This is a genomic window from Bordetella trematum, from assembly GCF_900078335.1.
GTDB classification, from domain to species: Bacteria; Pseudomonadota; Gammaproteobacteria; order Burkholderiales; family Burkholderiaceae_B; genus Bordetella; species Bordetella trematum.
The window spans coordinates 84,132-98,144 of record NZ_FKBR01000031.1 but is presented as its reverse complement, the minus strand read 5'-3'; the positions used below and the strand labels follow the sequence as shown (position 1 = coordinate 98,144).

General features: G+C 65.5%; 12 protein-coding genes. 6 read left to right on the top strand and 6 right to left on the bottom strand.

Annotated features, from left to right (window positions below):
- Positions 1-56: 56 nt before the first annotated feature.
- From A7V84_RS12695 to A7V84_RS12680, 4 genes are all read right to left on the bottom strand, one after another.
- Positions 57-314 (bottom strand): hypothetical protein, encoded by a 258-nt coding sequence (locus A7V84_RS12695; RefSeq protein WP_025513533.1) that lies wholly within the window; start codon positions 312-314, stop codon positions 57-59.
- A gap of 271 nt (positions 315-585) precedes the next feature.
- Positions 586-1,773, bottom strand: a complete 1,188-nt coding sequence (locus A7V84_RS12690) for a cupin domain-containing protein (protein WP_063491356.1) — start codon at positions 1,771-1,773, stop codon at positions 586-588.
- The gene (gene mutS / locus A7V84_RS12685) at positions 1,770-4,397 is read right to left on the bottom strand and encodes a DNA mismatch repair protein MutS (RefSeq protein ID WP_412778656.1); all 2,628 of its coding nucleotides are present in this window, start codon (positions 4,395-4,397) and stop codon (positions 1,770-1,772) included. Before mutS ends, A7V84_RS12690 begins: the two co-directional genes overlap by 4 nt.
- Positions 4,398-4,893: 496 nt before the next feature.
- Positions 4,894-5,250, bottom strand: a complete 357-nt coding sequence (locus A7V84_RS12680; protein WP_025513527.1) for a DUF1428 domain-containing protein — start codon at positions 5,248-5,250, stop codon at positions 4,894-4,896.
- A 163-nt stretch (positions 5,251-5,413) separates the two neighbouring features.
- Between A7V84_RS12680 and A7V84_RS12675 the strand changes: the two genes are divergently transcribed.
- The 6 genes from A7V84_RS12675 to A7V84_RS12650 all read left to right on the top strand — a co-directional run bounded on the left by A7V84_RS12675 (position 5,414) and on the right by A7V84_RS12650 (position 12,544).
- On the top strand, positions 5,414-6,394 hold the full coding sequence (locus A7V84_RS12675; RefSeq protein WP_063491355.1) for a GlxA family transcriptional regulator: 981 nt from the start codon (positions 5,414-5,416) through the stop codon (positions 6,392-6,394).
- Positions 6,395-6,553: 159 nt separating this feature from the next.
- Entirely contained in the window at positions 6,554-7,237 is a 684-nt protein-coding gene (locus A7V84_RS12670) for a response regulator transcription factor (RefSeq protein WP_025513524.1), read from the top strand.
- Positions 7,234-8,550 (top strand): sensor histidine kinase, encoded by a 1,317-nt coding sequence (locus tag A7V84_RS12665; protein ID WP_127070872.1) that lies wholly within the window; start codon positions 7,234-7,236, stop codon positions 8,548-8,550. The genes A7V84_RS12670 and A7V84_RS12665 overlap by 4 nt, the downstream gene beginning before the upstream one ends.
- Before the next feature lie 149 nt (positions 8,551-8,699).
- Positions 8,700-10,682 carry a TonB-dependent receptor domain-containing protein gene (locus A7V84_RS12660; RefSeq protein ID WP_081695000.1) on the top strand — a complete coding sequence of 661 codons (1,983 nt, stop codon included), beginning with the start codon at positions 8,700-8,702 and terminating at the stop codon, positions 10,680-10,682.
- 51 nt (positions 10,683-10,733) lie between these two features.
- Positions 10,734-11,009, top strand: a complete 276-nt coding sequence (locus tag A7V84_RS12655) for a hypothetical protein (protein ID WP_033534571.1) — start codon at positions 10,734-10,736, stop codon at positions 11,007-11,009.
- On the top strand, positions 11,006-12,544 hold the full coding sequence (locus A7V84_RS12650) for a PepSY-associated TM helix domain-containing protein (protein ID WP_063491354.1): 1,539 nt from the start codon (positions 11,006-11,008) through the stop codon (positions 12,542-12,544). Before A7V84_RS12655 ends, A7V84_RS12650 begins: the two co-directional genes overlap by 4 nt.
- Before the next feature lie 229 nt (positions 12,545-12,773).
- On the opposite strand, the gene A7V84_RS21160 is transcribed toward A7V84_RS12650, so the two are convergent.
- Both A7V84_RS21160 and A7V84_RS12645 read right to left on the bottom strand, forming a co-directional pair.
- Complete coding sequence (locus A7V84_RS21160) at positions 12,774-13,214, bottom strand: hypothetical protein (RefSeq protein WP_127070869.1); 441 nt, start codon at positions 13,212-13,214, stop codon at positions 12,774-12,776.
- Positions 13,215-13,441: 227 nt separating this feature from the next.
- The gene (locus A7V84_RS12645) at positions 13,442-13,993 is read right to left on the bottom strand and encodes an NADPH-dependent FMN reductase (RefSeq protein WP_025513513.1); all 552 of its coding nucleotides are present in this window, start codon (positions 13,991-13,993) and stop codon (positions 13,442-13,444) included.
- Positions 13,994-14,013 lie beyond the last annotated feature (20 nt).

The following is a 14,013-nucleotide window of genomic DNA, read 5'->3' as shown; positions in this document are numbered from 1 at the left end:
GCCTGCGCCGGGGTTTCCCCCGGCGCAGGCCGTAGACAGATGGCGGACGAGCCGGCTTACGAGGCCGAAGCGCCACCACCCGGCGTGGTCGAACCCTCGCCCGGCGTGGTGTCGGGCGTGCTGGGCGCAGGCGACGGCGTCGGGGCGGCATCGGGCTGCGGAGCCGGTTCCGGCGTCGGGGCCGGCGTGGTGGGGGCGGTGCTCGGGCTGGTCGGCGCGGGATTGTCGGCAGGCGGAGCGGCGGACTCGTCCTTATTGCAGGCGGCCAGTGCGACGGCCATGACCGAAGCGGCGATCAGGGTTTTGCTCATCATGTCGAGACTCCTTGTTGTGAAAACTCGTCGGCCCCGTTGGCAAGCGGGGAAAACCAGTACTCAGGCTACAAGAATCGACTCGTTGCTGGCGTAGGGAAGTTAAAGCGGAGGCATCCCAACTGCAACAGTGTTTGCCGCGATGTTTGGGGCTTGTCCGGATGTTACCGGAGCGACAGGTTTATTTGTTTTTTGTGCGGCCTGGTCATCTCGAGGTGTCCGGATGCTACGGGATTTCCCCCATCCGCGGCCACGCCGCGGATGGGGACCGGTGTCAGGCGCGGTAGTGCAACCAGCCCGAATCCAGCCAGTCGGCCAGGCAGCTGCGTGCCTCGTCGCTGAGCTTGCGGCAGGCGGGGTCGGTGCAGTCCAGGCTGCGGGCGTCGGCCAGCAGGCGCAGCGCCGGTTCGGCGCGCACCATGGCCGTCTCGCCATTGATGAACAGCTGCTTGTCGCGATAGAGCATGCGGCTGCGGCGGTCCAGCATCAGGCGACCCCGGTCAGGCCAGTCGTGTTCCAGTTCGACGTGCTCCAGCGGGCTGTCGAAAACCGCCATCTGGTTGGGTTCGGTGAGCCAGCAGCCCAGGAAGCGGGCGGCCAGGGCGTCGTCAAAGCGCAGCTTGTCGAGGGTGGCCAGGGTGGCCTGCACCAAGGCGTCGGGCAGGGCGGCAGGCTGGGCCGTGGCGGGTTGGCCAGGATCGCGATAAAGGCCGTCCAGTCGCGGGCCGGGCAGTGCCGGTTCGCCATAAGGCCCGCCCAGCAGACCGATGCGCGCCATGGCCTGGTCGGCGGCGGCTTCGAGCTGGCCGCGCGCGAGCATGGCCTGGGTGGGAGCGCGAAAACCGATAGAGACCGTGACGCAGCCGTCGCCGATGGCAACGCCATCGTGGGCGGCCTGAGGCGGCAGGTAGAGCATGTCGCCCGGCTCCAGCACGGCCTCGTGCTCCGGTTCGAACTGGCTCAGGATCTTCAGCGGCAGGCCGGGTTCGAGCGACAGGTCTTTCTGGCGGCCATAGCGCCAGCGGCGCGTGCCGGCGACCTGCAGCAGAAACACGTCATAGCTGTCGAAGTGCGGCCCCACGCCGCCGCCATCGGAGGCCACGCTGATCATCAGGTCATCGAGCCGGGCATCCGGGATGAAACGGAAGCGCTGCATGAGCTCGGCTGCGGCATCGCTGTGCTGATCGACGCTTTGCACCAGCAGTGTCCAGTCTGGCTCGGCGGGCTTGGGCAGGCGGGCGAAGGGGCCGTTCTCCATCTGCCATTGGCCATCTTCGCGCCAGATCAGGCGCGACTCGACGTCATCGCGGCGCGCCATTTTACGCAGCGAGGTGATGCTCTCGGGCGGCTTGACGCCGGGGATGGCCTGCCGGATCAACAGTGGCTTGCGTTGCCAGTAGCGGCGCATGAAGACCTCGGGGCTGAGGCCGCCGAGCAGGGTGAGGGGCTGATCCAGGATCATGAAAGTGCCTTGAGACGGTAAAGGGCTTCCAGCGCTTCGCGCGGGGTGAGGCTGTCGGGGTCGATGTCGGCCAGAGTCTGGCGCAGACTGTGCAGCGCGTCGAGTTCGGCGTCCTGCTCATCGCGCGCCTGCTCGTGGGCGTCGGCGTCCAGGGCGGCGGCAAACAGGCCCAGCTGGGGCGTGGGCGCGCCCTGGGCTTCGAGGCGTTCCAGTTCGCGCGTGGCATGACGGATCACGGCGGCCGGAATGCCGGCGCGCTGGGCGACCTGAATACCATAGCTGCGGCTGGCCGGGCCTTCGCGCACTTCGTGCAGGAACACGATGCCGCCGGCCGATTCGGCTGCCGCCAGGTGGACGTTGGCTGCCGTGGGCTGCTCCGAGGGCAGGCGCGTGAGTTCGAAGTAGTGGGTGGCAAACAGCGTCAGGGCGCGGTTGTGCGTGACCAGGCGCTGGGCGATGGCCCAGGCCAGCGCCAGCCCGTCGTAGGTGGACGTGCCGCGGCCGATCTCGTCCATCAGGACCAGGCTGTGCGCGGTGCTGGCGGCCAGGATGGCGGCGGCTTCGGTCATCTCCATCATGAAGGTCGAGCGTCCGCCGGCCAGGTCGTCGGCCGCGCCGATGCGGGTGAAGATGCGATCGAGCCGTCCGATGCGCGCGCGCCGCGCAGGCACGAAGCTGCCGGTGCGCGCCAGCAGCGCGATCAGGGCCACCTGGCGCATGTAGGTCGACTTACCCCCCATGTTGGGGCCGGTAATCAGTAGCATGCGGCGTGTGGCGTCCAGGCGGCAGTGGTTGGGCGTGAAACGTTCGATGGCATGCTCGACCACCGGGTGGCGCCCCGCCTCGATGTCGATCTCGGAAGTTTCGAGCAGGTCGGGGGCGACCCAGTCATGGCGGCGCGCGTGCTCGGCGAGGCTGGCCAGCGTATCGAGTTCGGCCAGCGCGGCAGCAGCTGCCGACAGCGGCGGCACGGCGCCGGCCAGATGATCCAAAAGCTGTTCGAACAGCCATTTTTCGCGCGCCAGGGAGCGATCCTGGGCCGACAGCACCTTGTCTTCCCAGCTCTTGAGTTCCGGGGTGATGTAGCGTTCGGCGTTCTTCAGGGTCTGGCGACGCCGGTAGTCCTCCGGGACCTTGTCGGCCTGGCCCTTGGTGACCTCGATATAGAAACCGTGCACGCGGTTGAACTCGACCCGCAGGTTGCTGATGCCGGTGCGCTCGCGTTCGCGCGCCTCCAGCTGGAGCAGGAACTCGCCGTTGTCGGCCGCCAGCGTGCGCAGTTCGTCCAGTTCGGCGTCGAAGCCAGCGGCGATGACGCCGCCGTCGCGTACCGCCAGCGCAGGTTCCTGGGCGATGGCCTGGGTCAGCAGGGCGCCGATGGCCGGATCCAGCGACAGGTGGGAGGCCAGTTCAGCCAGGCGGCCGTCGCCCGACAACGGGGCAAGCAGGCGTTGCAGCTGCGGCAACGTACCCAGCGCATCGCGCAGGCTGGCCAGCTCGCGCGGGCGCACGGAGCGCAGCGCCAGGCGCGCGGCGATGCGCTCGATGTCGGGAAACGCGCCCAGCGCGCCGCGCAGTGTTTCCAGCAGGCCGGCTGCGCCGAAGGTCTGCGCCATTTCCAGACGTGCCGTCAGCAGCATGCTGATGGCCTGCTGGCGGGCGGCAACCGGCGCATTCTCACGCAAGGGGTGGTGCAGCCAGCGGCGCAACAGGCGGCTGCCCATGGGCGTGCGGCAATCGTCCAGCAACGAAAACAGGGTGGGCGCGTCCTCGCCGGAAAGCGTCAGCGTCAGCTCCAGGTTGCGCCGTGTGACGGGGTCCATCAGCACATACTGGCCGGCGCGTTCGGCATGGATGGTTTGCACATGCGCCAGGGTCTGCGATTGGGTTCGGGCGGCGTAGCGCAGCAGCGCGCCGGCCGCGCAGATCGCCGCCGGCATGTCTTCGATGTCGAAGCCGGCCAGCGAGTCGGTCTTGAAGTGGGACAGCAGCTGGGAGCGCGCACCGTCGGCCTCGAAGTGCCAGTCCGGCACCCGGCTGCGCGCGCCGCCGTAGGTGCTGTCGAGTTCGGCGCCGTCGGCATAGATGAGTTCAGCCGGTGCGATGCGGTGCAGTTCGGAGTCCAGTTGGGCGGGGGCGCATTCGGTTGCCTGGAATTCGCCGCTGGCCAGATTCAGCCAGGCGATGCCGGCGCGCGGCTCGCGCTTGCCGCTGACGCACACGGCGGCCAGGGCGCGGTCCGCCTTGGCGGGCAGCAGGGCCTCATCGGTCAGGGTGCCGGGGGTGACAATGCGCACGATGCGACGCTCGACCGGGCCCTTGGATGCCGCCGGGTCGCCGATCTGCTCGCAGATTGCGACCGATTCGCCCAGCGCGACCAGGCGTGCCAGGTATTGCTCCATGGCGTGCACCGGTACCCCCGCCATGGGGATGGGCGCGCCATTGGAGTTGCCGCGTTTGGTCAGCGTGACGTTGAGCAGCCGCGCGGCGCGCTCGGCGTCCTCGTAGAACATTTCATAGAAGTCCCCCATGCGGTAGAACAGCAGCAGCGGCCCGGCCTCCGCTTTCAGCCGCAGGTACTGCTGCATCATGGGGGTATGTTTGGAATCGATGGCTTGCGACATGCTTTTTCTGGACAGTCTGAAACTCAGGCCCGTTTGTTTGCCGGGCGGTTGAATGGGGGGGCCGTCGGCGGCGGGCGTTTGCGCGCGCTGGCGACGCCGGTCGGTCATGGCAGCCGAGCCGGGGCCGAATCCTGAAGAGGGTAACACCGCAGGAGACGCTGCCGGCCCCCTTGGCGTCAGGCCGGGCGGGCGGGTATCAGACCATTCTGTAAATCGCTTGCACAGCACAGGTCGACCCCGTGCCGCGGCAGGCGCCGATGCGGGTGCGAGGGGCGTTGCCTGCCCACGGTGTGGCCTCGTCCGGGGTTGCCGAGCGGGGATTGTATCGGCCTTGGCGCTGCGGCGGCTGGCCTGGAGGGGCAAGGCGCGCAAGCTGGCGGCAGCTTGGCGCGCGCCGGGCTGTCGGGGCAGGCGGGAGGCGCGGCGCGTGCGGAAGAGGGGGGAGGCGCCGAGCCATCGGGCGCGCCGCCGGCGGGCGGTGCGCCCGATCGTTGCTCTAGTGTCCGACCAGGGTGGTGAAACCGCCCCAGCACATGCGCTTGAAGTCGAACACGCCCTCGCAGCAATTTCCGGTCAGGCGCGGATCGGCCATCGCCAGGGCATTGATGCGGTCGCGTTCAGCCTTGCTGGCGTAGGTGATCCAGGCGAACACGACGGTCTCGTCCTCATGCGCGCCGACTGCAGCGCGAAATGAAGCAACGCCTTCCTTGTCGATGTCTTCAGCCACGCATTCGCGGTAATCCAGCGCTCCGTGTTCCCGCCAGACGATCTGTGCCTGTTCGGACATTTTTCGATAGTTTTCAAGATTGGCCCGGGGCAGGGGCAGCAGGAAACCGTCAATATATTTTTCCATGGATCCTTCCTTGGATTGGCGTGCTTCAGTGGGAGCGGGGCGGTCGCCGGCCGATTCCGGTCCGGGCCGTATTCCGGTGAACCTCACTGTATCGGTGGGCGTGTCTGGCTCAGATAGGAAATTGCGACAATCTTGAGGGTGGATTGCGACAATCGCCGGGCGTATGCTTTTCTGCATGAAAAACATCGTCTTCCTGTTGCCGCAGGCGGCCAACATCGCTTCGCTCGAGACGGCCAGGCAAGGATTTCTGGCCGCCAATGAATATCTGCGCATGCAGGGGCGCGCACCGCGATTCTCGTTGCGCACCCTGGCCGTGACGCCGCAGGTGCGCCTGGACGAAGGCCGCATCACGGTGCAGGCCGATGGGGTGCTGGCCGACGCCCGTGATATCGATATCTGCATTGCGCCGCCCCTGATGGGGGCGGTGCCGGACGCCGTGGCATCCAATCGGGCGATGATCGAATGGCTGTCGTGCCATCGCTGCGCAGGAGGCGAGGTGGCGAGTCTGTGCATGGGTGCCGCGCTGCTGGCCGCGGGTGGGGTCCTGGACGGCCGCCAGGCCGTGGTGCACTGGGCGGCACTGCCGCTCTATGCCAGCCTGTTCCCGCAGGTGCAATGGGTCAGTGATCGCATTGTCCTGGCCGATGGGGGCATTTACACCAGCGGCGGCGCGTTCTCCGCCGCGCATCTGGTGCTGCATCTGATCGAGCGCGATACCGATCGCGAGACCGCCATCTGGTGCGCCAAGTATTTCCAGCTCGACTGGGGCCGGCAGAGCCAGTTGCCATTTTCGGTCTTCATGGGGCAGAAATCACATGCGGACCCGGTGGTGCAGGCGGTACAGAGCGATATCGAAGACCGTTATACGCAGAAAATCACCGTCGAAGAGCTGGCCCGCCGACACGCGCTGGGGCGGCGCAGCCTGGAGCGACGCTTTCGTCTGGCCACCGGCAACAGCATTGTCGAATACCTGCAGCGCGTGCGCGTGGAGGCCGCCAAGCAGCGTCTGGAGAGTTCTCGCAAGAGTGTGGCCGAAGTCATGTACGACGTTGGCTATAACGATAGCAAGGCTTTCCGGGAGATCTTCAGCAAGCATTGCGGCATGTCGCCCGTGAGCTATCGGGAGCGTTACCGCGGCGGCTAGGGGCTGCGGGGCCGGCTTCGCTTGAGCGGACCGGGGTTGCTCGCCGGGGTCCTCCGGTTTTCCCGGCTGTCCCTCCTTTTTTAAAAAGAAGTATTAACGATTATCATTACGTTATTTACAGCTTAGGCCGTCGGCTCGGGCGGTCCGTATTTTCCCGTCATGACCAGATTGCTCTTGATCGAAGACAACGCCGCCTTGAGCGGGCTGCTGAGTACCCATCTGACCCGGGAGGGTTTCGATGTCGAGGTTGCCGGCAATGGCGGGCAGGCCATCGATATGGCCGCGGGGGACCGCTATGACGCGATGGTGCTGGATCTCGGCTTGCCGGACATGGGCGGCGTGCAGGTGCTTGAGAGCGTGAATCTGGGGCGCACGGCGCGGGTGCCATGCCTGGTTCTGACCGCGCGCGATGCGCTCGAAAGCCGTATCCGCCTGCTGGAAAGCGGCGCGGACGACTACGTGCTCAAGCCATTCGAGGTCGCTGAGCTGGTGGCGCGTTTGCGTGCGGTGCTGCGGCGCACGCAGTCCTGCGGACTGGAGCTGGCGCGTGGCAATGTGCGTTACGAGCGCCGTTTTCGTACCTGGCTGATCGGTGGCGCTTCACAGGACATTCCGCGTCGCGAGTCGATGCTGCTGGAGGAGTTGATGCGTGCCTTCCCGCGCATCGTGGTCAAGGACCGGGTGGAGGAGCGGCTCTACGACCTCGACGAGAGTGTTACGCCCAATGCCATCGAGGCGCTGGTGTCGCGGCTGCGCCGACGTCTTGTGGCGGGGCGGGCGTCGGTGCAGATCCACACGGTGCGCGGCGTGGGCTACCGGCTGGTAGAGGTCGACAGGGCGTGAAGCCGTGGTTGCGCAGCCTGCAGGGGCGGGTGTTTCTGGCGGCGGTAGTGGTGTTCATGCTGGGCTTTGCCTCGGTCATCCTGTTTGTCTATGAGTCGGGGGCGTATCTGCGGCTGAGCCTGATGCAGTTGCAGGCCACCGAGATCGCTGCCGGTTTCAGCTCCGCGAGCGATCCGCGGCGGCTTCCCGCAACCCATGCAGGCGGGGCGCTCAGTTACACCCTTTACGACGGGCAGGGCGGGCTGCTGTGGTACTCGCCGGATCGCAGCGGCCCGATACCACGGTCCAAGGCGCAGTTGCGCATGCTGACGCCCGGCATCCACCTGAGCCTGCCGCGCGGCAGGGGCGATGTCATCACCGCCGCCCTGCGTCTGCCCGATGGTGCTGTGCTGCTGGTTGCCAAGGACGACGTCCGTGAACGGGAAGTGATCGGCATGGTCATGTCCTCACGCTATGTGCAGGCCTTGCTGCTGTTTCTGCCGCTGGCCGCGCTGGCGGCCTGGCTGATCCGCTGGCTGGTCAAGCGCAGCCTTGCGCCTCTTGCGCGGGCGGCACGCGCTACGCAGGGGATCGTGCCGGAGGATCCGGGCTATCGCCTCGATTTGCGGGGCATGCCGCAGGAGGTCGCGCCGCTGGCAGCAGCGGTCAACCTGGCTCTGGACCGGCTGACGCTTGCCCTTGAGCGCGAGCGGCAACTGGTGGCCGATGCCGCCCATGAGCTGCGCACGCCGCTGACCGTTCTGGATCTGCGCCTGCAGCAGGGCCAGGCCGACGGCGCGCTGGATTGGCCCGCGGTGCAGGGAAATATGCAGGATCTGCGCCGGCGCGTGCATCAGTTGCTGTCGCTGGCGCAGCATGAGCGTGCCCGCCAGGGCGCCGCACCCGCCAGGGCGAGACTGGCCCGTGTCTGCCGCGAGGTGGTCGCCGCCATGATGCCGCTCTACGACGCCTGCGGGCGCCGGCTGTCGGTGGCCTTGATCGAGGGGGCGGTCGTGCGCGGCCACGCCGAGGAGATCAAGGACGCGATCCGCAACGGCCTGGAGAACGCCCTGTGGCATGGTGAAGGGGAGGTGCGCTTGCGCCTGCATCGCAGCGAAAACGGGTTTGTGCTGGATATCTGCGATGAGGGCGATGGCATCCCCCCGGCCCATCGTGAAGCCGTGTTCGAGCGTTTCAGAAAGGGAGCGGCCGTCAGCGCCGGATCCGGTCTGGGCCTGGCGATCGTGCGGCGCGTGATGCACAACGCCGGCGGCTCGGCGGCATTCGTGTCAGTTCGGCCTTGCGTGTTGCGGTTGTGTTTCGTGGCGGTCTGAGGCGGGCAAACCACAGCGTGCCGCAGGCGTCAGGAAATGGTCAGGACCTGCGGATAAATTGCGTATTGAAAATTATTCTTATTCATAAACGCAATGGAGCGGGCCGCCAACGGAAAGGGTAGGCGGTTGCCGGCTCATCGGAGAGCTTTGTGTTGTCGCTTGTCTTGTCGGGGCGTCCTGGTGCGTCTGCAGTGGTGATTCGGGGGTTGTTGCTGGCGCTGGCGGCGCCGGCGGCAGCAGCGGCGCAGAGTGCGCAGAAAGCCGCGCCTACGCTGGATGCGGTGGTGGTGACGGCCAGTGGCTTCGAGCAGGCGGTCGCCGACGCGCCCGCCTCCATCACCATCATCACCAAGGAAGAGCTGGAGGGTAAAGCCTATCGCGACGTCACCGATGCCTTGCAGGGCATCCCGGGAGTGTCTATCGAGGGCGGCGCAAGCGGCAAGCTGGAATCCACTTCGGTGAACATCCGGGGGCTGGGCGAGAACTATGTGCTCTTTCTGATCGACGGGCGGCCGCTGGGTGCGTCTTCCGAGGCCTATTACAACGGGTTCGGAGGCGGTGCGCAGACCGCCTGGATGCCGCCGTTGTCATCGATCGAGCGTATCGAGGTGATCCGCGGGCCGATGTCTTCGCTGTATGGGTCGAGCGCCCTGGGCGGGGTGATCAATCTGATCACCAAAAAGGTGCCGGACAAGTGGACCGGCAGCGTCACATTGAATGCCACCCTGCAGGCGCATTCGAATGCCGGCAATGCCACCCAGGGCACCTATTACCTGAGCGGCCCGATTGTCGAGGACGCGCTGGCTCTTACGCTGTATGGCGTGAAGTACCGCCGCAACGAAGACAAGTACATCGGCGGCTATGCACGCAAGGACAGCTACGACAACACCGCCAAGCTCAGCTGGAAACTGAACCCGGCCCACAGCCTGGAGCTGGAAGGGGGGCAGGCGCGCACCGACAACCGGCGCAGCGAGCGCAGCGGCTCGCCCAGCGACATGCGCAACACCCGCAAGCACTTCGTGCTGTCGCACGAGTGGAACTGGGGCAATGGCAATCGCAGCAACAGCTACATCATGCGCGAGCGGGTGGATATCGAGAACGGCACCAACGAATCCGGCTACAGGAGCACGCTCTTCAATACCAGGACGGTGCTGCCTTTCGATGCCCATATGCTGACGCTGGGGGCCGAGTTCAAGAAAGAGCAAACCGATCACGATGGATCGCGATTTCCGGGGTCGAAGACGCTCAATCTGAAGCGCTGGCAGGCGGCGCTGTTCGCCGAGGATGAATACAACGTCACCGATGACTGGGCCGTGACGGTCGGGCTGCGCGCCGATGACAATGAAAAATATGGCAAGCACTTCACGCCCAGGCTCTACAGCGTTTATCACCTGACCGACGCGCTGGCGCTCAAGGGCGGCGTGGGCGGTGGCTATCGCACGCCCACGCTCAAACAGGCCGACGACAACATCGTTGAGCTGGCCGCGCGCGGCCGGGCCTGGGATATGGGCAATGACAATCTGAAACCCGAGAAAAGCACCAACTATGAGCTGGGCTTTACCTGGGCCGATGAGCACGGAGTGAGCGGCAGCCTGATGGCTTATCAGACCCGCTTCAAGGACAAGATCGAAACCCAGACCATCTGCTCCAGTCCGGCTGGCGCGCCGGCCTGCTACTACAACGGCGAGGTACGCCAGGAAATCCGCCAGTACGTGAACGTCAATTCGGCCACCCTGCGTGGGGTGGAGGCGGCGCTGCGGGTGCCTGTGGCACGCGCCACGCTGGATGTGAATTACACCTACTCGGACAGCGAGATCACCTCGGGCACGAGCAAGGGGCGTGCCTTGAACAACCTGCCCCGGCATATGTTCAACATCGCTGCGGATTCGCCGGTGACGGAGAAACTCGCGCTGTGGGGCAAGGTGCGCTTCAAGAGCAAGACCCTGGAGGGCGGCAGCGATCAGATCCCTTCCTACACCCTGGTGGATGTGGGCGCGCGCTACGCCTTCCACAAGAACCTGAGCGGTTTCTTCGGTATCTACAACCTGTTCGACAAAGAAGTCAGCTCGCAGGATTACGGCAAAACCCTCGATGGCCGCCGTTTCTACGTGGGCCTGACGGCTGGCTTCTGACACCTGCGCGCCTGCCCGGCGGCGTGGCCGCCGGGCTTCTGAGACAAGACGATGAACAAGTTCCATGCGGCGTGGGCCGTCACATCACGCAGCCTGGCGGGCGTGGTCGGCGGCTATGCCGTGCTGCTGGCCTTGCGGTTCGCCCTGCGCCCGTTGCTCGATGCCGGTGAGGCCGCCCGATCGGTGGTCCTGCTGGGTTTCCTGATCTATCCGACCTGTATCCTGGCCAGTTTCGGCCTGCGCTCGGCGGGCCGGGCGTGGGGTGTGGTGGCCTGTCTGTGTGGCGGGCTGGCCGCTGTCGGCCTGCTGGCAGGAGGGCAGCCATGAAGCCCAAGGGCCTGCGCCAGGCCATGGCCTGGCTGCATACCTGGTCCAGCCTGCTGCTGGGCTGGCTGATGTTTGTGATCTTTCTGACCGGCACGCTTTCCTATTACCGGCAGGAGATCACCGCCTGGATGCAGCCGGAGCTGGCAGCGTCGCAGCCTTCGGCGGACAGCGCGCAGCTGGCGTTGCGCAAGCTGGCCGAGCTGGCGCCTGATGCCGGGCGCTGGACAGTCTATCTGCCGACCGACCGGGGCAATACCTTGCGTATCGCCTGGCCCCTTCCGCAAGCCGAAGGGACGGCGCCGATGCGCCGGGCCTTGCAGACGCTGACGCTGGATGCGGGCAGCGGTGCGGTGCTGGAGCCGCGCGCCACCGCAGGCGGCGAGTTTCTTTACCGCATGCACTTCGAGCTGTATGGCCTGTCGCGCGATACCGCACGCTGGATCGTCGGCATCGCCACGCTGGCAATGTTCGTCGCCTTGCTGTCCGGCGTCATCACGCACAAGAAGATCTTTCGCGAATTCTTCACCTTCCGGCCCGGCAAGGCCTTGCGCAGCTGGCTGGATGGCCATAACGCCAGCGCCGTGCTGGCGCTGCCCTTCTATCTGATGATCACCTATTCGGGGCTGGTGTTGCTGGCAGCGACCCTGCTGCCCTGGAATGAGGGCGGGCGGCGCGCACCGGCCCCGGCCAGCGAGGTACGAGCCAGCGGCGTGTCCACCGCGACAGCGGCCATTCCCATCGCGGATATCCTGGCGCAGGCCGAGCAGCGTTGGGGGCAGCCGCCCAGTCGCTTTACCCTGCTGGACCCCGGCACGCCGCGGGCGCTGCTGGAGGTGCTGCCGACGCGCAATGACGCCCTGTCGCAGCAAAGCGGCAGCGGCGGGGTGGGGGATGTCAAACTCTGGTTCGATCCGGCCAGCGGGAGCCTGCTCAGTGAACATCGTCGCGATCCTGGCTCGGTCCTCAGCCGTATCGATACATCGCTGGGCAGCCTGCACCGGGCCCGGTTTGCGCCCGGCGGCCTGCGTGCCCTGTTTTTCCTGGCCGGAGCCCTGGGGACGCTCATGATCGTCACCGGGCTGGTGATGTGGCCGCTCAAGCGCCGGCCGCCAGGCGGGGTTGCCCCACGTCATGTCCAGATCGTGGACCGCCTGAACATCGGGATCGTTGCAGGCCTGATGGTGGCGGTCGCGGCCTACTTCTGGGCCAATCGCCTGCTGCCGGCGGGGCTGGCCGGACGCGTCGGCGGCGAGCTCGCGGTGTTTTTCCTGGTCTGGCTGGCCTGCCTGTTGCTGCCTTTCCTGCTGCGTTGCGCGAGGTCGGCCTGGGTGCTGCAACTGGCGCTTGCAGGGGGACTCTATGGCCTGATTCCTGTGGTGGACCTGGCCACGCGCGCCGATGTGGCGGACGCAGCCCGGGCGCTGCTGGCGTTTGACGGCTTATGCCTCGGGAGTGGGCTTGCCCTGCTGGCAACGGCGTGGCGGGTGCACAGACATCGTCCAGCGGTACGCCCGGCACCGCGTGGCGCTCGTTAAACGGTTGCCTGAAGACCGGCTTGCCTCGGTGCGCCTTGTTCAATCTCTGACCAGATCGTGTAGTGAATTGTTTTATAAGCGATTTTTCTGCTTGTCAGAAAGCTGTCCCGGCTTTTATCCACATTTGGCGGGGATAACCCTGGGCAGAATGTCGGCGAGCGTCTGGGCAATGATTGCCCGTGCATTGCAAGTTATTGCCCTGCAACAGATATTTTGGTTTGCCCGCAGGCTATTCAAGGGTTTGTCCACATTTTGCGGGGATAAATCCACAGGCCGTGGCCGGACGGAGAAGGGGGCGATGGCCGGGGCCGTCCTGGCTTGTCCGAGGCGATGCATCGTGGGTCGGCGGGAAATGGGCAATATTTGCCCATGGATTGCAAGTCTTTGATATGGATGCTTTTTTCTTTATTGTCAGCAGGGTTTCCCCGTGCTTGTCCACAATGGGCGGGGATAATTCCGGCGCTGCCCTGGGGAAAAAAGAATAGGCGATGTCGGGCAGTTTTTGAGCACGAATTTCAAGGTGTTGATATCGCTGGTCTTTTTCTTCTTGTTCCCGGGCTATCAAGTGCTTTTTCCACACTGGGCGGGGATAAGCCAAGCAGGATGAAACACGGCGGCCGATGAGCGGCAGGCAGGCTCCAGGGTTTACCCGGAGCTGCTTCTTTTTCATGCGATCGACTACAAGTCGATGATTTAAAACAATTTTCCCTGATACTGTCCCGTATTTTCGGGGTCTTATCCACAAAAATCGGGGACAACTTCGTGGCGAAAAGCTGTGCCTGGGCAATAAAAGAGCAGTGGTTTCAAGTCATTGATTTGAAACCATTGTTTCGTCTTGCCCGGCAACTGTCCTCATGCTTGTCCACATCAGGCGGGGATAAGCTGTGTATCCCGGGATCAGGCAGCCAGGCGCTCCACCCAGGCGACGTAGCGGTCTACCCATTTTTGCAGAAAGGCCTCGGTGCGCGGATCCGTGATGTTCGATTGCGCATCGATCAGTCCTTCCTTCATCTGCAGGAAGACTTCGGGCGTGCTGAGCGTGTCCACCCCCAGGCAGACCAGGATGTTGCGCAGGTGCTGCTGTGCCAGGGCGGTTCCCGGGCCGCCTGTCGAAGTGCCCAGCACGCCGGCAGGCTTGCCGGACCAGACACTTTCCCCCGGCGGGCGGCTGCCCCAGTCCAGCGCGTTCTTGAGCGCAGCGGGCACCGAGCGGTTGTGTTCGGGGGTCACGAAGATCAGGCCGTCGGCGCGGGCCACCTGCTGCTTGAAAGCGCTCACAGCGGGCGTGGGGCTGTGTTCATCGTCCTGATTGAACAGCGGCAGATCCAATGCAGCGTCGTGCGCGGCGAAGTGCGGCGGCAGACATTTCTTGAGGGCGCCCGCCAGACGGCGGTTGATCGAATCGGCGCGCAGGCTGCCGACCACAATGAGGATGTCACGCTGCTTCATGATCCGGGTCTCCAGGGAAA